This is a genomic window from Mesorhizobium sp. WSM4310 (assembly GCF_007003935.1).
In the GTDB taxonomy this organism is placed as follows: Bacteria; Pseudomonadota; Alphaproteobacteria; order Rhizobiales; family Rhizobiaceae; genus Mesorhizobium.
The window spans coordinates 367,490-387,200 of the sequence record NZ_VFTA01000001.1 but is presented as its reverse complement, the minus strand read 5'-3'; the positions used below and the strand labels follow the sequence as shown (position 1 = coordinate 387,200).

Genomic DNA, 19,711 nt, shown 5'->3' with positions numbered 1-19,711 from the left:
ATTCGGTGAAGGCTCGCGGATAGGCCTGCCAGGTTTGCGAAGGCCGGGCCATTGGTGTATGCCGCGCCGCCCGAGGCCCTCACGGCCGCTTCATCCTTTCCTTGTCCGGATCACCATGCCCCAGCCAGACCTTGTCATCTTCGATTGCGACGGCGTGCTCGTCGATTCCGAAATCATCGCCGCGCGGGTCGAGGCCGAGCTGATAACGCTCGCCGGATATGAAATCTCGGCCGAGGAGATTGCCGAAAGTTATGCGGGCCTGACGTTCAAGGACATACTGATGCGGATCGAGGAGAAGTCCAAGATTCCGTTCCAGGCGTCGCTGATCGACCGCGCCGAAGAACTCGTCGACCGCAAACTGCGCAGCGATGTGCGTGCCATCGAGGGCGTGCGCGAAGCGGTCGTATCGGTCACTGCGCAACGCTGTATTTGCTCCAACTCACGCTCGGAGCGGATAGAATTCATGCTGGAGAAAGTGCATCTGCTGCCGTTCTTCGCCGGCCGCATCTTCTCGGCACTGGAAATGCCGAGCAAAAAGACCAAACCTGCGCCGGACGTGTTCCTGTTCGCGGCGGAAAGACTCGGCGCGAACCCGGCCAACACTTTCGTCATCGAGGATTCCGTGCACGGCGTCGCTGGCGCCAGGGCAGCCGGCATGCGGGTGATCGGCTTCACCGGCGCCAGTCACACCTATCCCGGCCATGCCGACGCGCTGACCGAGGCCGGCGCCGAAACGGTGATCCGCCGCTGGGCAGAGCTGAAAAGCGTGATCGCGGCGCTGTCGGAATGGTCGGCCGACGCCTGAGACGCGCGCCCGGCCGGGCGCACGCTGTATCGATGACCGCTCAGTTCGTCGCAGCGGCCTTCTTCCTGCGAGTCTTCTTCGGCTTGTCCGTCGTCGCCTTCGGCGCGGTTTCGTCATAGCCGGCATAGACCTGATAATCCTGCGCCGTCGGTGCTGGCACGACGACATTGGAATCGGTGAAGACGAACTGGGTGGCGACCGACGGATCGGTTACCTGGACCTGGTACTGGTGAATCTGCGAGTAAAGCACGTCGGTGCCGTGCATCACCGCGGTGCGGATCGGCATGGTGATGGTGCCGGGCGTAAACTTCGCTCCCGGCACGATCTTGCCGGCAACCGCGATCTTCATCGTCAGCTGTCCGTCGGCGCGGCTGCAATCGCGGGTCACGTCGGAAATCGACGCCTGGTAGATGATCCTCGCGGAATCATCGGGCGGCGTGGCGGCGGCGGCGTCAGCCGCAGCCTGGGCTGCGGCATCTGCAGCGGCATCGCCGGTCTTTTTGAGCTTCGGCTTGGCCTTCTTGACCTCGTTGGCATAGGTGTTGAAAAAGGCCGTGCCGTCGCGCACCGTCACCCGCGGGCAATAGGCGTTCAGCTGGCTGGCCAGAATCTTGGGATCCTGCGGAGGCGGAGGCGCCGTCGGGTCCTTCTTGCCGAAACCGAGGTTGAGGATGCCATTGTCGCCCGATTGGCAGCCGGCGGCGGCGAGCATAAAGCCGGTGAGCGCAAGACCCGCCAAAAAGCGGCCACGTGATGTACGAAACGCCATGAAACTGCACTTCCCTCTCGTAAAGCTGGTGACGTATATCAACGGCGCGGCAAAAATGCGACTGGAGCCGGCACAGAAATTAACCACCTTGTGGTGAACGCAAAAGCCAAGCGGCAACGGGACTGAGACATGCAATATGTGAGTACGCGCGGGGAAGCACCCGCGCTTGGATTTTCCGATGCCGTGCTGGCAGGGCTGGCGCGCGATGGCGGGCTTTACGTGCCGCGCGAGTGGCCGCAGTTTTCAGCTTCCGAGATCCGCGCCATGCGTGGCCTTGCCTATCCCGATCTCGCGATCCGCGTGCTGTCGCCGTTCCTTGACGGCGAAATTCCGGCGCCGGTTTTCGAGCGCCTGGTGCGCGAAGCCTATGCCACGTTCCGCCACGAGGCGGTCTGCCCGCTTGTCCAGACCGGCCCCAACACGTTTGTCCTCGAACTCTTCCATGGGCCGACGCTGGCATTCAAGGATGTGGCGATGCAGCTGCTCGCCCGGCTGATGGACCATGTGCTTGCCGAACGCGACCAGCATGCCACCATCGTCGGCGCCACGTCAGGCGACACCGGCGGCGCGGCGATCGACGCCTTTGCCGGGCGCAGCCGCACCGACATCTTCATCCTGTTCCCGCATGGCCGCGTTTCACCGGTGCAGCAGCGCCAGATGACGACGTCGAAGGCCAAAAACGTCCACGCGCTGGCGATCGAAGGCAATTTCGACGACTGCCAGGGCCTGCTCAAGGACATGTTCAACGACCACGCTTTCCGCGACCGGGTGGCGCTGTCGGGGGTCAATTCGATCAACTGGGCGCGCATCATGGCCCAGATCGTCTACTATTTCTCCTCGGCCCTGTCGCTCGGCGCGCCGGACAGGCCGGTGTCGTTCACCGTGCCGACGGGCAATTTCGGCGATATCTTCGCCGGCTATGCCGCCAAGAAGATGGGCCTGCCGATCGAACGGCTGGTCATCGCCACCAACGACAACGACATATTGGCGCGCACCTTCGCCACCGGCGAGTACCGCACCAAGGGTGTCTTTGCGACCACCTCACCGTCGATGGACATCCAGGTTTCGTCGAATTTCGAACGCCTGCTGTTCGAAGCCTCCAACCGCGACGCGGCGACCGTGCGACGCTACATGGACGGCCTGAAACAGTCCGGGGCCTTCACCATAGAAGCCAGCGAAATCAATGGGATGCGGTCCGAATTCGACGCCGGCCGCGCCACCATGGACGAAGTCGCCGCCACCATCCGTTCGACGCTCGCGGCCAGCAATTATCTTCTGGATCCGCATACCGCGGCGGCCATGCATGTCGCGGCCGGCAAGGCATCGGGCGCCGTGCCGATGGTGGTGCTGGGCACCGCCCATCCGGCAAAATTTCCGGCCGCCGTCGAGGCCGCCAGCGGTGTCTCGCCGGCCCTGCCCGCATGGCTAGGTGGATTGATGACATTTGAGGAAAAATACACGGTACTTCCATCCGACCAGAAAATGGTGGAAGATTACGTCAGCCGCCGTGCGCGAGCGGCGCGTTAGGGAGTACGAGCCATATGGGTGTTGAGGTAAGCCGTCTGTCGAACGGCCTGACAGTCGCCACCGAAACCCTTCCAAGTATCGAATCGGTTGCCTTGGGTGCCTGGGTCAAGTCCGGTGCCCGCAATGAGCGTGATGAAGAGCATGGCATGGCCCATCTGCTCGAGCACATGGCGTTCAAGGGCACGAAGCGGCGGACGGCCTTCGAAATCGCCTCGGAAATCGAGGATGTCGGCGGTGAGATCAACGCCGCCACCAGTGTCGAGACCACCTCCTACTACGCCAGGGTGCTGTCCGACGACGTGCCGCTGGCCGTCGACATCCTCGCCGACATCCTGCAGGAGTCCGAATTCGACCCGCAGGAGCTCGAGCGCGAGCAGCACGTCATCCTGCAGGAGATCGGCGCCGCGCACGATACGCCAGACGATATCGTCTTCGACCGTTTCACCGAGACGGCCTTTCGCCACCAGACCATCGGCCGCTCGATCCTGGGCACGCCGGAAACCGTCAAATCCTTTACTTCCAAGCAGTTGCACGATTTCATCGAACGCCAATATGGCGCCGAGCGGATGGTGATCGTGGCCGCCGGCGACATCAAGCACGACAATTTCGTGCGCGAGGTGGAGAAGCAGCTTGGCGGCTTCCGCAGCAAGGCCGACAGCACCATCCCGCAATATGCACAATATGTCGGCGGCGATTTTCGCGAGGACCGCGACCTGATGGATGCACAGATCGTGCTGGGCTTCGAAGGCCGCGCCTACCATGTGCGCGACTTCTACGCTTCGCAGGTGCTGTCGATGATCCTCGGCGGCGGCATGTCGTCGCGCCTGTTCCAGGAAGTCCGCGAGAAACGCGGCCTGTGTTATTCGGTCTATGCCTTCCACTGGGGCTTTTCCGACACCGGCGTCTTCGGCGTCCATGCCGCGACCGGCCAGAGCGACATCGCCGAACTCGTGCCTGTCATCATCGACGAGTTGCAGAAGGCGGGCGAGAACATCCTGCAGGAAGAACTCGACCGCGCCCGCGCCCAGTATCGCGCCGGGCTGATCATGTCCGCCGAAAGCCCGGCCAGCCGCGCCTCGCAGATCGCAAGGCAACTGCTTTTGTTCGGCAGGCCGATCGCCAAGGAGGAATTGATGGAGCGCCTGTCGGCGCTGACGGTGGAGCGGCTGACCGACCTGTCGTCGCGGATGTTCTCGACCAAGCCGACGCTTACCGCTGTCGGGCCCGTGGGTACGCTGGCACCATATGAGGCGATCCTCGATTCGCTTCCGGGCACGCAGACCACGGCCCGCAGACTCGCCGTCTAAGTCCCCAAAGCGCCGTGTTCGCGCTCGCTTTCTTTCGCCGTGATCTGCCGGCGCTGAAGGGCAATCTCGTCACGCTGCGCGTGCCATACACCAACGACTATCGGGAATGGTCGACATTGCGCGGCGAAAGCCGGGCCTTCCTGGAGCCGTGGGAGCCGCGCTGGACCCCCGACGAGCTCGACCGCACGGCATGGCGGCTGCGCATCAGCCGCTATCGCGAAGACTATGCGCAGGGAACCGCGATCGCCTTCTTCATCTTCGAGAAGTCGAGCGGCAAGCTGGCCGGCGGCATCACGCTCGGCAACATACGCCACGGTGTCTCGCAAAGCGGCCATGTCGGCTACTGGATCGGCGAGCGCTTCGGCGGGCGTGGCCTGATGACCGACGCGGTCAAGGTCGTGGCCCGCTTCGCCTTCGATACGCTGAGGTTGCACCGGATCGAGGCGGCCTGTATTCCCGACAACATCCGGTCGATCCGCGTGCTTGAAAAAGCCGGATTCCGGCGCGAAGGATTGTTAAGATCCTATCTCAGGATCAACGGCATCTGGCAGGACCATTACCTCTACGCCCGGATCGCGGACGATCCGCTGGACGCAGGAACGAAGGACTGATTTTTGACGAATTTCCTGCGAAACGGGCCGCTGTTCGCCTTTGTCCTCGCGGCAATCCTGACGCTGTGCGCGGCTTCGTCGGCCCTTGCCGTCGAACCGATCAAGATTGCCCGCGACGACGTCGCGCTCGACCTGTCGCGCGCCTTCGAGATCTACCGCAACCAGGGTGAGAACTTCCAGGTATCGACCGCGCCCGGGCCTGACGGCATCGTGCGGCGCATCGAGGTCGAGGCCAATGACGCGCGCTCGACCGGCGACTGGGCGGTGTTCGCGCTGGCCAACACCACGGACCAGCAGCTCGACAGGCTGATCGTGGCGCCGCATTTCCGGCTGGTCAATTCCGGCATCTTCTGGCCCGATCTCGGCGCCACCCGCATTGCGGCGATCACGCCCAGCGAGGGCTTCGCGCTCGACCGCCAGACCAGCCCCGACGCCGATGTGTTCCGGGTGACGCTGAACCCGGGAACGGTGATCACCTTCATCGCCGAACTCGCCTCGCCCAAGCTGCCGCAGGTCTATCTGTGGGAGCCCGAGGCCTACAAGGACTCGGTCAACTCCTACACGCTGTTTCGCGGCATCGTCATCGGCATTGCAGGCCTTCTGGCACTGTTCCTGACCATCCTGTTCGTGGTCAAGGGAACCTCGATGTTCCCGGCGACCGCGGCCCTCGCCTGGGCGGTGCTTGCCTATATCTGCGTCGATTTCGGCTTCCTCAACAAGGTCATCGAGATCTCGCCCGGCAACGAGCAGATGTGGCGGGCGGGAACGGAGGTGGCGCTTGCTGCGACCTTCGTGGTCTTCCTGTTCGCCTATCTCAACCTCAACCGCTGGCACGGCCATTTCAGCTATGGCGCGCTGGTCTGGATACTCGGGCTGGTGCTGATTGCAGGCGTGGCCATCGTCGATCCGGCGGTCGCCGCCGGCATCGCCCGCATCTCCTTTGCCGCCACCGCGTTGACCGGGCTCGGCCTGATCATCTTCCTCGGCATTCGTGGTTATGACCGCGCCATCATGCTGGTGCCCAGTTGGGTCATGGTGCTGTTGTGGCTATGCGGGTCGTGGATGGCGATCACCGGCATGCTCGACAACGACATCGCCCAGCCGGCGCTCGGCGGCGGGCTGATCCTGATCATCCTGCTGATCGGCTTCACCGTCATGCAGCACGCCTTTGCCGGCGGTGCACTGCATCAGGGGCTGTTCTCCGACCTCGAACGCCAGGCGCTGGCCGTTGCCGGGTCGGGCGACACGGTGTGGGACTGGGACGTGCTGCGCGACCGCGTCGTCACCAAACCCGACGTGAGCATCCAGCTCGGCCTGGCGCCCAACAGCCTTGGTGGTGCGGCGCGCAACTGGCTGCCGGTGCTGCATGCCGACGACCGCGACACGTTCCGCACGACGCTCGACGTGGTGCTGGAGCACCGCCGCGGCCGGGTGGCGCAGAATTTCCGCCTGCGCGGCGCCGACGGGCATTATCACTGGTTCGCCTTGCGGGCACGGCCGGTCATCGGATCGGACGGCGAGGTCATCCGCTGCGTCGGCACCATGGTCGACGTCACCGAGCAGAAGAAGTCAGAGGAGCGGCTGCTGCACGACGCCGTGCACGACAATCTGACCGGCCTGCCGAACCGCGAATTGTTCATGAACCGGCTGGAAGCGATCATCTCGATCGCCCGCACCGAAGAGAAGGTGCGTCCGACCGTCTTCGTGATCGACATCGACCGCTTCAAGCAGGTTAATGACGGGCTCGGCATCTCGGCGGGCGACACCATCCTGCTCACCATAGCGCGCCGCCTGCACCGGCTGTTGAAGCCGAAGGATTCGCTGTCGCGCTTTGCCGGCGACCAGTTCGCGCTGATGCTTTTGTCCGAACAGGACCCTGCCCGCATTGCCGGCGTGGCGGACGCCATCAAGCATGCGATCAACAACCCGATCACCTTCGCCAAGCGCGAGATCGTGCTGACCGCCTCGATCGGCCTGATCACATGGACCTCGGCGCAGACTTCGGCCGAGGACATGGTCAAGGACGCCGAGCTTGCCATGCACCAGGCCAAGCGTTTTGGTGGCGACAGGATCGAGCCGTTCCGCCCGGCCTTCCGTACCGTCGGCACCGACCGGCTGCAGTTCGAATCCGACCTGCGGCGCGCCATCGAGCGGCGCGAATTCACGCTGGCTTACCAGCCGATCGTGCGGCTGGAGGACGGCAGCGTCGCCGGCTTCGAGGCCTTGCTGCGCTGGGACCATCCGCGCCGCGGCATGATCCCGCCGGCGGATTTCATTCCGGTCGCCGAAAGCTGCGGGCTGATCGTGCAGCTCGGCCTGTTCGCCATGCAGCAGGCGGCGGAAGACCTCGCCGGATGGCAGAAGCAGATCGGCGACGCACCACTGTCGGTCTCGGTCAATTTGTCCAGCCGCCAGCTGATCCGCCGCGACCTTGTCAGCGATGTCCGCTCGGTCATCGCACGGGCCAATCTGAAGCCGCGTTGCTTCCGGCTCGAGCTCACCGAGTCGCTGGTGATGGACAATCCCGAGCAGACCGCCCATGTGCTGACCAAGCTGAAACAGCTCGGCATCGGCCTGTCGCTGGACGATTTCGGCACGGGCTATTCATCGCTCGCCTATCTGACACGGTTCCCGTTCGACACGATCAAGATCGACAAGAGCTTTGTCGACGACAGCACGCCGAAGCGCGCCGTGCTGCTCAAATCCATGGTCAACATGGCGCATGAGCTCGGCCTGTCGGTGGTCGCGGAGGGCATCTCGGACGAACGCGATGCGCTGGAACTGCGCCAGATGGGCTGCGAATATGTGCAGAGCTTCATGTTCGGCGCGCCGATGCCGGGCGACCAGGTGCTGAAGACGTTGAAGGAACAGTATCCGCTGACTCAAGCTTAGAGCGCCTCCGATGCTCACATACGTTAAGTACGCTCCGCTCCGGTTCTCGAAATCACCGTCAAATGACTCACATGAGCGAGTTTCGAAACGGCCTCTGGGGTCCGCGTGATAGGCTAGGCGTGTCCGGCGGCTAGGCTGAGATGGGCGAGGTCGATGCCGATCGAGGCGAGGATGCGATCGTATTTGCGCTCGATGTCGGCGTCGAAGAGAAGTTCGGGACTGGCCGGACAGGTCAGCCAGCCATTCTCGGCGATCTCGGTTTCCAGTTGGCCGGCGCCCCATCCGGAATAGCCGAGCGCCATCAGCGCGTGACGCGGGCCGCGGCCCGAGGATATGGCGCGCAATATATCGACCGTCGCGGTCAGGCAGATGTCGTCGGAAACGGTCAGCGACGATTCCACGCGGTAGTCGCCAGAATGCAGGACGAACCCCCGGCTGCGATCGACAGGCCCGCCATTGCGCACGACGAAATCGCGCGCCTGCGCCGGCAGGCGGATCGCCTCCTGCTCGTTCATGATGCCGAGCTGCACCAACAGATCCGGAAACAGCATCTGCTGTGTCTGGTTGATGATCAGGCCCATCGCGCCTTCGTCGCTGTGCGCGCAGATGTAGATGACCGAGCGCGTGAAACGGTCGTCCTTCATGCCAGGCATGGCAATCAGGAACTGATCGTCGAGAAAGCCGCGTCCAGCAGCCGTCTTTTTGTGGCGCAACAAATCCATGGCAGGAGGGTACCGTGTTTCCCGGGCGCCGAAAAGATGCGCAGCGCCGGATTCGACCAAGCCCATGGTGCCAGGCCGCCATGGCTTGCCACCACGAGTCACGCAAATATGATGGCGGCAGGGCCACGAAATCATTGCACCGCCACGAACGGACGATCAAATCACCGCCATGCAAAGCTTGAAAATCCTGCTGCTCGGCACCGCCATCGGGTCGGCGAGCGTTCTCCCCGCCACCGCCTCCTCGTCCGCCTGGTACAACAGCGAAGGCGGCAAGGTGCGGCTGGTGACATCAGGCAAACCCGACGAGGCCGGCCGCATCCAGGGCGTTCTCGACATTGCGCTCAAGCCGGGCTGGAAGACCTATTGGCGTGATCCGGGCGACGCCGGCGTGCCGCCGCAGCTCAATGTTTCGGCCAGCACCAATATTGCCGATGCCACACTCTCGTTTCCGGCACCGCAACGCCACGACGATGGTTATGGCAAATGGGCAGGCTACAACTATCCGGTTTCGCTGCCGGTGGTGTTCAAATTGTCGGCAGCGAAGGATTCGGCCGTCATCGACGCCGACGTCTTCCTCGGCATTTGCGAAACGATCTGCATACCGGTGCAGACGCGGCTGACGGTCGACCCTGGTTCCGACCCCGACAATGCGGACGATGCAGCGCTGGTGAAGGCCAGTTTCGCGGCGTTGCCGGCGCCCGCGAGATCGGATTTCGGCATCAATGTCCTGCCGGGCGATCATGAGACGCTGGTTGTCGAGGCGAGTTTTCCCGGTGACCCCGACGCGGCGGATTTCTTCGTCGCCGGCGAGCAGGATTACATGTTCGGCGCTCCTTCCCGCAGCGAAAAGGACGGCAAGCTGATCTTCACCGTGCCGATCCTCGACCGCCCCTCGGCAACGCCAACGGATGGCGGACTTCACTACACGCTGACGAGCTCGGCCGGTGCCGTCGAAGGGCTGCTGCCTTTCCCTTGATCCAGCTTGCCCGAACGGTTGCAGGACGCCGCCGAGTTCGCTACGCAAGCATGCATCCTTCCCATTCCCCAAGCGAGGAACTCATGACCATTTCCGTCGGCGACAAGCTGCCCGAGGTAACGTTCAAGACGATGACCGACGACGGCGCCAAGACGATCACCTCAGCCGAGATTTTTCCGGGCAAGAAAGTGGTCCTGTTCGGTGTTCCCGGCGCCTTCACGCCGACCTGCAGCAACAACCATCTGCCCGGCTATCTCGAAAACCATGACGCCATCCTGGCCCGCGGCGTCGACACCATCGCCGTCGTGTCAGTCAACGACGCCCATGTCATGGGCGCCTGGGCGCGCTTCACCGGCGGTGAGGGCAAGATCCTGTTCCTCGCCGACGGCAGCGGCGATTTCGCCAAGGCGGTCGGCCTCGACAACGACCTTTCCGCCGCCGGCATGGGCCTGCGCTCGAAGCGGTTTTCGATGATCGTCGACGACGGCAAGGTCACCGCGATCAATGTCGAGACCAAGCCCGGCGTCGACGAGTCGGGCGCGGCTCATATTCTCGGACAGCTCTAGGCTTCAACGGTCGCGTCGGGCGGGCCGCAAGGCTGACCTGGCCCGAGGACCGCTTGCACCCCAGAACTGCCGGCTTTCGGGGGGATCCCAAGGATGTTTGACGTCTTCTGGCGCGCCGTCGTGATCGGCATCGGCGCCACGGTGCTGATGGATCTCTGGGCCATCCTGCTCCACAAGGCGTTTGGCCAGCCACGGCCGAACTGGGGACCGGTCGGTCGCTGGGTCTGGCATCTCACCGACAAGGTCTTTCACGATGATATCGGCGACGCGGCAGCCTACGCGCACGAAGTGGCGCTGGGCTGGGCGTTTCACTATTTCGTCGGCATCGTCTACGCCATCATCCTGGTAGTGCTGGCTGGAACGGACTGGCTTACCGCGCCGACCTTCCTGCCGGCCTTTATCCTTGGGATCGTCACCGTCGGCGCCGGCTGGTTCCTGCTGGCGCCTGGCATGGGTGCCGGATGGGCAGCCTCGAGGCGGCCCAATCCGATGCGGATCCGGGCGCTGAACCTGGTGGCGCACACGGTCTTCGCGCTCGGACTTTGGGGAACGGCGCTGCTGATACGCTGAGAGTCTAGGGCTGTTCCAGTCTGTCGATCGGCCGCCATCCATGGATGACGCGGCGGGCGCCGATATCGTAGGCAAAATAGTTGCCGCCGCCGGCCGGTTGGTCCGCCTCGCGGCTGATCTCCCGCCCGCTAAGAGACAGCAGCAGGAGCGTTCCAACGCCTCCATGGCCCACAAACGCAATGTCATCGGCGTCATTGCCGTCGAGCACGACCGCGACCTCGCTCACGATACGGTTCTGAGCATCGATGGCCCGCTCCCACCCGCGAATGCTTTCGCGCGGGTGGGCGAAGAACTGGTCGGCGACCGCTTCGAACTCCGGCGGCGGCAGGAAGCCGGTCGCGGACCGGTCATTCTCATGCGTCCGCTCCCTGACCTCGACCGCAAGGCGGCGATGGCTTGCCAGGATTTCGGCCGTTTCTATTGCCTTGCGTTCGCCCGACGACACGATGCGCCGGACTGCACCGACCCATGGCTGATCGAGCATGGCAACGGCTCTCGCCCGCCCGACGTCGGACAGCCCCCATTCCGGCACGGGAATGGCGGCATCAATCTGAACCTGGGGATGCGTGACATAGTAGAGGATCGGCACGATCGAGGTTCCTGCCTGAAAGTGGACCGGCTGCCGGAACTCAATAGCTCTGGGTCGACCGACGCGCCCTCGCGGCCATCGGCTGCTTCGGCTGGGCATCCGGCTTCGGCGCTGATACCGCCGGCTTGAAGGAGCCCTTCTTGAACGGCGCCATGCCTTCCCGCGCGAGCTCGTCGGCGCGCTCGTTCTCGGTGTGGCCGGCATGGCCCTTCACCCAGTTCCAGGTGACCTTGTGGCGTCGGTTCGCTTCATCCAGCGCCTGCCACAGCTCACCGTTCTTGACCGGCTTCTTGTCGGCGGTCTTCCAGCCGTTCTTCTTCCAGCCATGGATCCATTTGGAAATGCCGTCCATGACATATTTGCTGTCGGTGTGAAGCTCGACCGTGCAGGGTTCCTTCAGCGCATTCAGCGCCGATATGGCCGCCAACAACTCCATGCGGTTGTTAGTCGTTTCGGCCTCGCCACCGGAAAGCTCCTTGGTGGTGCCGTTGAAGCGCAGGATGGCACCCCAGCCACCAGGGCCGGGATTGCCCGAACAGGCGCCGTCGGTGAAGATTTCAACCTGTTTGCTCATGACACCCATATCAGGCCAATCCATATTCCGAAGCAGATTTGATCGCCCGATGGAACCGCATCCGCCTGATATATTCGGTCGGGTCGCGTTTCATGACCAGGCCGCCATCGGGAACGGTCAGCCAGTCGTAGAGCCGGGTCAGCATGAAACGCAGCGCCGAACCGCGAGCCAGCATGGGCAGTGCCGCCTTCTCCTCTTCGCTCAGCGGGCGCACGCTCTGATAGCCGGCGAGCAGTGCCTTGCCCTTGGTGAGATTGAAGGAGAAATCCTTCTCGAAACACCAGGCGTTGAGGCAGGTGGCGACGTCGTAGGCGTAGAGGTCGTCACAGGCGAAATAGAAGTCGATCAGGCCGGACAGTTTTTCGCCCAGGAAGAAGACGTTGTCCGGAAAAAGATCGGCATGGATGATACCTGCCGGAAGGCCTTTGGGCCAGTTGCGCGCGAAGTCGGCGAAGTCGGCGTCGACCTCGGCCGCCAGGCCTGGCTCGACCTCGTCGGCCCGGTCGCGGGCCGCGTTCCACAGCTTGCGCCAACCGTCGATGGCGAGCGCATTCGGGCGGGTCATCGGAAAATCGGCACCGGCCAGGTGCAAGGCGGCCAGCGCCTTGCCGACCTCGGCGCAGTGCGTCGCCGTCGGCCGCCGCAGTGAGAGGCCTTCGAGAAAGGTGATGATGACCGCCGGCCGGCCAGCCAGCGTGCCGATGACGCTGCCGTCATGCGCGGTCACCGGCAGCGGGCAGGACACGCCCTTGTGGGCGAGATGGCCCATAAGCCCGAGGAAAAACGGCAGATCCGCCTTGTCGACCCGCTTCTCATAGAGCGTCAGTATGTAGGAGCCGCTGGAGGTGTGCAGCAGGAAGTTGGAGTTTTCAGTGCCTTCGGCGATGCCCTTGTAGGACAGCAGATCGCCGACCGGATAGTGCTTCAGGAAAGCGCCGAGTTCGCCCTCCGCAACGTCGGTATAGACCGCCATCTGCCTTACGCGGCCCCATTGACGAAGGCCATGTCGGCCGGCGTCAGTTCGACATCGCGCAATACCCGCATGACCGGAAAATCCTCTGTTTCGGTGGCCGTGATGGCCAGGTCGATGGTGACATCGAAACGCTGGCGGAACGCGTCGACGATCTCGTCGACGATGATCTCCGGCGCCGATGCCCCGGCCGACAGGCCAAGCGTTGAAATGGTGCCGATGTCATTCCACGGAATTTCGGCGGCGCGCTGCACGAGAAGCGACATTGTGGCGCCGGCACGCTCGGCCACTTCGACAAGGCGCCGCGAATTGGAGGAATTGGGAGCGCCGACGATCAGATAGAGATCAGCGCCCGGGGCGGTGTCCTTGACCGCCTCCTGGCGGTTGGTGGTGGCGTAGCAGATCGATTCCGCCGCCGGCGCCTGCAGATCGGGAAAGCGCTCCCGCAACGCACGGATGATGCCGGCGGTGTCCTCGACCGACAGCGTGGTCTGGGTGACGAAGCCAAGCGCCTTCGGATCGGCGGGCACGAGCCTGGCGGCATCGGCCTCGGTCTCGACCAGCGTGACAGCGCCGTCCGGCAATTGCCCCATCGTGCCGATCACCTCGGGGTGCCCGGCGTGACCGATCAACAGCACATGGCGGCCAAGCCGCTGATGGCGCATCGCCTGTTTGTGGACCTTGGAGACCAGCGGGCAGGTAGCGTCGAGATAGAACAGATTGCGCGCCTGCGCGTCCGCCGGCACCGATTTCGGCACGCCATGCGCCGAGAAGACGACCGGCGACTGCCGGTGTTCGGCCGGGATCTCGGAGAGTTCTTCGATGAAGACGGCGCCAAGGCTCTGCAGCCCTTCGACAACGTAACGGTTGTGCACGATCTCGTGGCGGACATAGACCGGTGCGCCGTATTTCTTCAGCGCCAGCACAACGATCTGGATGGCACGGTCAACGCCGGCACAGAAACCGCGCGGCTGGCAGAGCCGGATCGTCAGCGGAGGCTTGTTGGTTGTCTTATGCATTAAATCCTGGCCGGTTCGTCATCGCCGAAATGAGGTGCCTAGCCCTGCCCTGTCAAGGGCGTCGGTAGAAGGGGGCGTCGGTAGAAAGGGGGGCATCGCGCGTGGTCATTCTTCTTTCGCGGGAAGGCGAAGCCGCAGGATGAGCACTGCGGCAAGTGCCGCGGCAAGCCCATACCAGGTGACGGCATATTGCAGATGGCTGTTCGGCAGGTCGATGATGGTGACGCCGCCGATCGGCAGACCGCCGGGATTCGGCGTCTTGTCGGCATCGATGAAGATCGGCACCAGCGTGAACCCGGCCGGCAGGCCGGCGCTCGCCGCCATGGCATCGCGGTCCTTCCAATAGAAGATGTTCTTCGCCACGTCATTGTCGGGAAGCATCATCGACGGCTTTGCCGGCAGCGGATTGCGGGCAAGCCCGGTGATGGTCACCTTGCCTGGGATCTGCCCCTCGGCACGCTTGGCCGGGTCTTTCAGATCATAGGGTATGAAACCACGATTGATCAGCACGAAGCGGCCATCGTCGAGGGCAAGCGGCGTGTAGACGTTGAAGCCGGCGTCACCTTCCCAGGTCGCGTAGAAATGCCGTTCGCCCGAATGCAGGAACGTGCCGGAGACCGTGACCGGCGTGTAGTCGACGTCGCCGGTCGAGGCGAATTCCTTCTCGACTTCGGCCAGCGGCAGCGGCGCCGAATGCGTGCGCTGGTCGATGGTCTGCAGGAGACCTTCCTTCCAGTGCAGGCGCTTGACTTGCCATGTGCCGAGCGCCAGCAAGATCAAAAGCAGCACCAGACCAAGGCCGAGCAGCAATGCCGATCGTGGCCGCGAACGGCCGGCACCTTTGATGGTTGCTTCGCTCATTCCCCGCGGTCCAGCCTGCCTTCGGCCGCCTTGTTGGCATATTGGAGAGTGAGCAGCACGCCCTTGATCAGCCGCAGCGCCGTCAGGCACAGCACCAGGGCCAGCGGGATCCAGACCAGCAGATGCAGCCACAGCGGCGGGCTCAGCGTCACCTCGACCCAGAGCGCAAGGCCGACGATGATGAACCCGATGATCAGGATGACGAAGACCGCCGGTCCATCGCCCGCATCGGCGAAGGAATAATCGAGGCCGCAATTGACGCAGCGTTTGCCGACGGTGAGGAAGCCGGAAAACAGGCGCCCTTCGCCGCAGCGCGGGCAGCGACCGTGCAAGCCGGCCGAAATCGGTTCGATCGGAGGCCAGATCGCCTTGTCTTCACTCATCGCTACCGCTCGATCTCTATCGGTGTCCCATCGGCCACCAATGCCCAGATTTCGTCCATGTCGGAGTCCGTAACGGCAATGCAGCCATCAGTCCAGTCGACCAATTGAAGCAGCCAGCCCCACCAGCCTAAACCATTCGGCAATCATTGCGCCGAAAAGAAGAAGGCGGCCACGTCGCCGCGGCCGCCCTCCCTGAAATCCAATCGCAAAGGCCGGATTAGTGGCCTTCGATCACCGCACCAGCCGATCCCCAGACATAGATCGCCGAGAACAGGAACAGCCAGACCACGTCGACGAAGTGCCAGTACCAGGCTGCCGCCTCGAAGCCGAAATGCTGCTTGGGGGTGAAATCGCCCTTCATCGCGCGGATCAGGCAAACCAGCAGGAAGATGGTGCCGATGATGACATGGAAGCCGTGGAAGCCGGTCGCCATGAAGAAGGTAGCGCCGTAGATGGAATCCTTGAAGCCGAACGGAGCGTGTATGTACTCATAGGCCTGCACCATCGTGAACAGCATGCCGAGGCCGACGGTCAGCACCAGGCCGTTGACAAGGCCCTTGCGATCGCCATGGATCAGCGAATGGTGCGCCCAGGTGACCGTGGTGCCCGACAGGAGCAGGATGATGGTGTTGTAGAGCGGCAGGTGGAAGGGATCGAGAACCTCCATGCCCTTCGGCGGCCAGACACCACCGGTAAATGTGTGGCGCGCATAGTTCTGCACCTCGCCTGCAAAAAGGCTGGCATCGAAATAGGCCCAGAACCAGGCAACGAAGAACATCACCTCCGAGGCGATGAACATGATCATGCCGTAGCGCAGATGCAGCGACACGACGCGCGTGTGATGACCCTCATGCGCTTCCTTGATCGTGTCCGACCACCAGGCGAACATGGTGTAGAGCACGATCACCAGGCCGATGAAGAACAGCCACGGATTGGCGATGTTGTGGCCGAAGATCGGGAAGGAGCCGCCCTTCAAATACTCCATGAGGCAGACACCGCCGAAGGCCATGACGAGCGCCCCGATCGAGCCCAGGAAAGGCCATGGGCTCGGGTTGACGAGATGATAGTCATGCTGTGGTTTTGCGTGCGCGTCTGCCATATCAACCCCCGAGATTTGCTTCGGTATCTGAAATTGTCTTGCTGGTGCCTTGGACCGGCTCCGAAGAGGCAACCGGCTTGTTCTTCTCGACCGGGAACATCGTATAGGACAGCGTGATCGTCTTCACGTCCTTCAGTTCCGGCACATTCACGATATCGGGGTCCACGTAGAACAGGACCGGCATGTCCAGCGTCTCGCCCGGCTTCAGCGACGTATCGGTGAAGCAGAAACACTCGACCTTGTTGAAATACGGGCCCGCCAGTTCCGGCTGCACGTTGAAGGTGGCGCGGCCGGTTACCGCGCGATCGAACTTGTTGGTCGCCTGATAATGCGCCTGCACGGTCTCGCCGATCTTCATCGTCATCGAGCGCTGGACCGGCTGGAATTCCCACGGCACGCCGGCAATGTTGGCATCGAAGCGCACGGTGATCTCACGATCGAGCACACGGCCGGCATATTGCTTCTCGACACGTTGCGTCGTGCCGCCATAGCCGGTCGCCTGGCAGAACATCTTGTAGAGCGGTACGGCGGCATAGGCCATGCCGATCATGCCGGTGAAGAAGGCAAGGCAGACAGCCGCGACGATGCGGTTGCTGTTCTTGCCGGCCGGCTTTTTGGACGTCTCGACGCTCATCACATCGTGCCCAGATTGTGGCCGAACTTGACGATCGTGGCGATGTAGAAAATGACGACCAGCACCGCCAGCGCCACGCCTATGGCGATGGACCGGCTGCGCTGGGCCTTCCTCTGACGCTCGGTCAAGGTGACCGTCTCGAGCTTTTCCTCGACCATGATCATGCCCCACCCATGGCAAGCGCGCGTTCGACAACGCAGTCGGCCAGATAGGCAGCGAAGATGGCGAAGAGATAAAGGAGCGAATAGGCAAACAGCGCCTTGGCCGGCTTCATGATGCGGTCGTCATCGGTCATGCCGAGCACTTTCCAGGCGTACCAGACGAAGCCAATACCAAGCAGGATGGCGGCTATGCCATAGAAAGGCGTCGTATAGCCGAGCAGCCACGGCGCCACGCCGACCGGGGCCAGCACCAGCGCATAGGCGAAGATCTGACGGCGGGTCGAAGCGTGGCCAGCGACATTGGGCATCATCGGGACGCCGGCACGCTCATAATCCCCGGACTTGAACAGCGCGAGCGCCCAGAAATGCGGCGGCGTCCAAAGGAAGATGATCAGGAACAGGACGATGCTCTCCAGGCTGACCGATCCGGTCACCGCCGCCCAGCCGATGACCGGCGGAATGGCGCCGGCCGCGCCGCCGATGACGATGTTCTGCGGGGTCCAGCGCTTCAGCCACATCGTGTAGACGACGGCATAGAAGAAGATGGTGAAGGCCAGCAGCGTCGCTGACAGCCAGTTGACCAGCACGCCGAGCGTCATCACCGACAGCACCGACAGCACCAGGCCGAAGCTGAGCGCCTCGTGCGGCTGGATGCGGCCGGACGGCACTGGACGGCTTGCGGTCCTGGTCATCATCGCGTCGATGTCGGCGTCGTACCACATGTTGAGCGCGCCCGAGGCGCCGGCCCCAATGGCGATGGACAGGATGGCGATCACCGCCAGCAGCGGGTTGATGGTCACCGGGGCGGCGACCAGCCCGACAAAGGCGGTGAACACCACCAGCGACATGACGCGCGGCTTCAGCAGGGCGAAGAAATCGCCCGCCGTCGCTTCCGACATGCGGAAGCCCGCTTCGTCAATGCTGGTTTCGTCGACTAGGGCCATGCGTACTCAGTCCATCATTCCGTTGGCCGAAACCGCCGGCGTGCCGGCGGTTTCGTATTCGGGGCGGGAGCCGCCTTACTTGATCTTCGGCAACTGCTCCCACTGGTGGAACGGCGGCGGCGAAGGCAGCTGCCATTCCAGCGTGGTGGCGCCCTCGCCCCATGGGTTGGCACCGGCGATCCGCTTCTTCTGGAAGGCTTCGAACACGCAGTAGAGGAAGATCACCACACCGACGGCCGAGATGTAGGAGCCGATCGACGAGACATAGTTCCAGCCGGCAAACGCGTCCGGATAGTCGATGGTGCGGCGCGGCATGCCGGCCAGGCCAAGGAAATGCTGCGGGAAAAAGATCAGGTTGACGCCGACGAAGGTGACCCAGAAGTGGGTGTTGGCGATGACGGGCGAATACATGTAGCCGGTCATCTTGGGGAACCAGTAGTACCAGCCGGCGAAGATGGCGAACACCGCGCCCAGCGACAGCACGTAGTGGAAGTGGGCGATGACGAAATAGGTGTCGTGCAGCGAGCGGTCGAGGCCGGCATTGGCCAGCTGAACGCCGGTGACGCCACCGATGGTGAACAGGAAGATGAAGCCCAGCGCCCACAGCATCGGCGTCTTGAACGAGATCGACCCGCCCCACATCGTGGCGATCCAGGAGAAGATCTTAACGCCCGTCGGCACCGCGATGACCATGGTGGCGAAGACGAAATAGCGCTGCGTGTCCAGCGACAGGCCGGTCGTATACATGTGGTGCGCCCAGACGATGAAGCCGACGGCGCCGATCGCGACCATGGCGTAGGCCATGCCGAGATAACCGAACACCGGCTTCTTCGAGAAAGTCGAGACGATGTGGCTGATGATGCCGAAGCCCGGCAGGATCAGGATGTACACTTCCGGGTGACCGAAGAACCAGAACAGGTGCTGGAACAGCAGCGGATCGCCGCCGCCATCGGGCGCAAAGAAGGTGGTGCCGAAATTGCGGTCGGTGAGCAGCATGGTGATGCCGCCGGCCAGGACCGGCAGGGACAACAGCAGCAGGAAGGCGGTGACCAGTACCGACCAGGCGAACAGCGGCATCTTGTGCAGCGTCATGCCCGGAGCGCGCATGTTGAAGATGGTTGTGATGAAGTTGATGGCGCCGAGGATCGACGAGGCACCGGCGATGTGGATCGACAGGATCGCCAGATCCATGGCCGGTCCGGGCTGACCCGAGGTCGACAACGGCGGATAGAGCGTCCAGCCGCCGCCGACGCCGAAGGCGCCCGGCGCGCTCGGCACGAACATCGAGGTGAGCAGCAGGATGAAGGCCGGCGGCAGCAGCCAGAAGGAGATGTTGTTCATGCGCGGGAACGCCATGTCGGGCGCGCCGATCATGATCGGCACCATCCAGTTGGCGAAGCCGCCGATCAGCGCCGGCATAACCATGAAGAAGATCATGATCAGCGCATGCGCGGTGGCAAAGGCATTGTACATGCTCTTGCCGCCGTCGACCGCGGCGTCGCCATTCATGCCGTAGACCATCTGCGCCAGACCGCTGAAGATCTGGATGCCAGGCTCCTGCAGCTCCATGCGGATGGCGACCGATAGCGCGCCGCCGATGATGCCGGCCATGATCGCGAAGATCAGGTAGAGCGTGCCGATGTCCTTGTGGTTGGTCGAATAGACCCAGCCCACCCAGCCATGATAAGGCTTGTGGTCGTGGCTGTCGTGAGCTGCAGCGTCTGCCATGTTC

At 63.2% G+C, this 19,711-nt stretch carries 21 protein-coding genes and 1 pseudogene; 8 read left to right on the top strand and 14 right to left on the bottom strand.

Annotated features, from left to right (window positions below; translation table 11 throughout):
* Positions 1 to 115: 115 nt before the first annotated feature.
* Entirely contained in the window at positions 116 to 805 is a 690-nt protein-coding gene (locus FJV80_RS01860; RefSeq protein ID WP_142875406.1) for an HAD family phosphatase, read from the top strand.
* A gap of 40 nt (positions 806 to 845) precedes the next feature.
* Here the strand turns inward: FJV80_RS01860 and FJV80_RS01855 are convergent, their stop codons facing one another.
* Positions 846 to 1,574, bottom strand: coding sequence for a hypothetical protein (locus FJV80_RS01855; protein ID WP_095771014.1), 729 nt, complete (start codon positions 1,572 to 1,574; stop codon positions 846 to 848).
* A 129-nt stretch (positions 1,575 to 1,703) separates the two neighbouring features.
* Between FJV80_RS01855 and thrC the strand changes: the two genes are divergently transcribed.
* The 4 genes from thrC to FJV80_RS01835 are packed head-to-tail and all read left to right on the top strand — an operon-like array spanning position 1,704 to position 7,911.
* A complete protein-coding gene (gene thrC / locus FJV80_RS01850; protein ID WP_142875405.1) occupies positions 1,704 to 3,101 on the top strand; it encodes a threonine synthase in 1,398 nt (465 codons plus the stop codon).
* Positions 3,102 to 3,115: 14 nt separating this feature from the next.
* Entirely contained in the window at positions 3,116 to 4,408 is a 1,293-nt protein-coding gene (locus FJV80_RS01845) for a pitrilysin family protein (RefSeq protein ID WP_095771016.1), read from the top strand.
* Between the two features lie 14 nt (positions 4,409 to 4,422).
* Positions 4,423 to 5,019, top strand: coding sequence for a GNAT family protein (locus tag FJV80_RS01840; protein WP_095771017.1), 597 nt, complete (start codon positions 4,423 to 4,425; stop codon positions 5,017 to 5,019).
* Between the two features lie 3 nt (positions 5,020 to 5,022).
* The gene (locus FJV80_RS01835) at positions 5,023 to 7,911 is read left to right on the top strand and encodes an EAL domain-containing protein (protein ID WP_095771018.1); all 2,889 of its coding nucleotides are present in this window, start codon (positions 5,023 to 5,025) and stop codon (positions 7,909 to 7,911) included.
* 113 nt (positions 7,912 to 8,024) lie between these two features.
* On the opposite strand, the gene FJV80_RS01830 is transcribed toward FJV80_RS01835, so the two are convergent.
* Positions 8,025 to 8,633: a YqgE/AlgH family protein gene (locus FJV80_RS01830; protein WP_027046619.1), complete on the bottom strand. Its 609-nt coding sequence runs from the start codon at positions 8,631 to 8,633 to the stop codon at positions 8,025 to 8,027.
* A 169-nt stretch (positions 8,634 to 8,802) separates the two neighbouring features.
* On the opposite strand from FJV80_RS01830, the gene FJV80_RS01825 reads away from it, so the two are divergent.
* From FJV80_RS01825 to FJV80_RS01815, 3 genes are all read left to right on the top strand, one after another.
* Positions 8,803 to 9,609, top strand: a complete 807-nt coding sequence (locus FJV80_RS01825; RefSeq protein ID WP_095771021.1) for a protein-disulfide reductase DsbD domain-containing protein — start codon at positions 8,803 to 8,805, stop codon at positions 9,607 to 9,609.
* 83 nt (positions 9,610 to 9,692) lie between these two features.
* Positions 9,693 to 10,175: a peroxiredoxin gene (locus FJV80_RS01820; protein ID WP_142875404.1), complete on the top strand. Its 483-nt coding sequence runs from the start codon at positions 9,693 to 9,695 to the stop codon at positions 10,173 to 10,175.
* Positions 10,176 to 10,268: 93 nt separating this feature from the next.
* Entirely contained in the window at positions 10,269 to 10,745 is a 477-nt protein-coding gene (locus tag FJV80_RS01815; RefSeq protein WP_142875403.1) for a DUF2938 domain-containing protein, read from the top strand.
* Between the two features lie 4 nt (positions 10,746 to 10,749).
* Here the strand turns inward: FJV80_RS01815 and FJV80_RS01810 are convergent, their stop codons facing one another.
* The 12 genes and pseudogenes from FJV80_RS01810 to ctaD all read right to left on the bottom strand — a co-directional run bounded on the left by FJV80_RS01810 (position 10,750) and on the right by ctaD (position 19,707).
* Entirely contained in the window at positions 10,750 to 11,334 is a 585-nt protein-coding gene (locus FJV80_RS01810; protein WP_095771023.1) for a histidine phosphatase family protein, read from the bottom strand.
* A 40-nt stretch (positions 11,335 to 11,374) separates the two neighbouring features.
* Positions 11,375 to 11,908, bottom strand: coding sequence for a ribonuclease HI (gene rnhA, locus FJV80_RS01805; RefSeq protein ID WP_095786884.1), 534 nt, complete (start codon positions 11,906 to 11,908; stop codon positions 11,375 to 11,377).
* Between the two features lie 10 nt (positions 11,909 to 11,918).
* Entirely contained in the window at positions 11,919 to 12,881 is a 963-nt protein-coding gene (locus FJV80_RS01800; RefSeq protein WP_142875402.1) for a homoserine kinase, read from the bottom strand.
* A 5-nt stretch (positions 12,882 to 12,886) separates the two neighbouring features.
* Positions 12,887 to 13,897, bottom strand: a complete 1,011-nt coding sequence (gene ispH, locus FJV80_RS01795; protein WP_095786605.1) for a 4-hydroxy-3-methylbut-2-enyl diphosphate reductase — start codon at positions 13,895 to 13,897, stop codon at positions 12,887 to 12,889.
* Between the two features lie 105 nt (positions 13,898 to 14,002).
* Positions 14,003 to 14,758: an SURF1 family protein gene (locus FJV80_RS01790; RefSeq protein WP_185975112.1), complete on the bottom strand. Its 756-nt coding sequence runs from the start codon at positions 14,756 to 14,758 to the stop codon at positions 14,003 to 14,005.
* Positions 14,755 to 15,141, bottom strand: coding sequence for a DUF983 domain-containing protein (locus FJV80_RS01785; RefSeq protein WP_095771026.1), 387 nt, complete (start codon positions 15,139 to 15,141; stop codon positions 14,755 to 14,757). The genes FJV80_RS01790 and FJV80_RS01785 overlap by 4 nt, the downstream gene beginning before the upstream one ends.
* 2 nt (positions 15,142 to 15,143) lie before the next feature.
* Positions 15,144 to 15,281: pseudogene (locus FJV80_RS01780) on the bottom strand (L,D-transpeptidase family protein); the annotation flags it as partial.
* Between the two features lie 77 nt (positions 15,282 to 15,358).
* A complete protein-coding gene (locus FJV80_RS01775; protein WP_095771027.1) occupies positions 15,359 to 16,240 on the bottom strand; it encodes a cytochrome c oxidase subunit 3 in 882 nt (293 codons plus the stop codon).
* Position 16,241: 1 nt separating this feature from the next.
* Positions 16,242 to 16,874, bottom strand: coding sequence for a cytochrome c oxidase assembly protein (locus FJV80_RS01770; RefSeq protein WP_095771028.1), 633 nt, complete (start codon positions 16,872 to 16,874; stop codon positions 16,242 to 16,244).
* Entirely contained in the window at positions 16,874 to 17,038 is a 165-nt protein-coding gene (locus FJV80_RS01765) for a hypothetical protein (protein ID WP_179296350.1), read from the bottom strand. Before FJV80_RS01765 ends, FJV80_RS01770 begins: the two co-directional genes overlap by 1 nt.
* Complete coding sequence (locus FJV80_RS01760; RefSeq protein ID WP_142875401.1) at positions 17,035 to 17,979, bottom strand: heme o synthase; 945 nt, start codon at positions 17,977 to 17,979, stop codon at positions 17,035 to 17,037. The genes FJV80_RS01765 and FJV80_RS01760 overlap by 4 nt, the downstream gene beginning before the upstream one ends.
* A 75-nt stretch (positions 17,980 to 18,054) precedes the next feature.
* On the bottom strand, positions 18,055 to 19,707 hold the full coding sequence (gene ctaD / locus FJV80_RS01755; protein ID WP_142875400.1) for a cytochrome c oxidase subunit I: 1,653 nt from the start codon (positions 19,705 to 19,707) through the stop codon (positions 18,055 to 18,057).
* Positions 19,708 to 19,711: the final 4 nt, after the last annotated feature.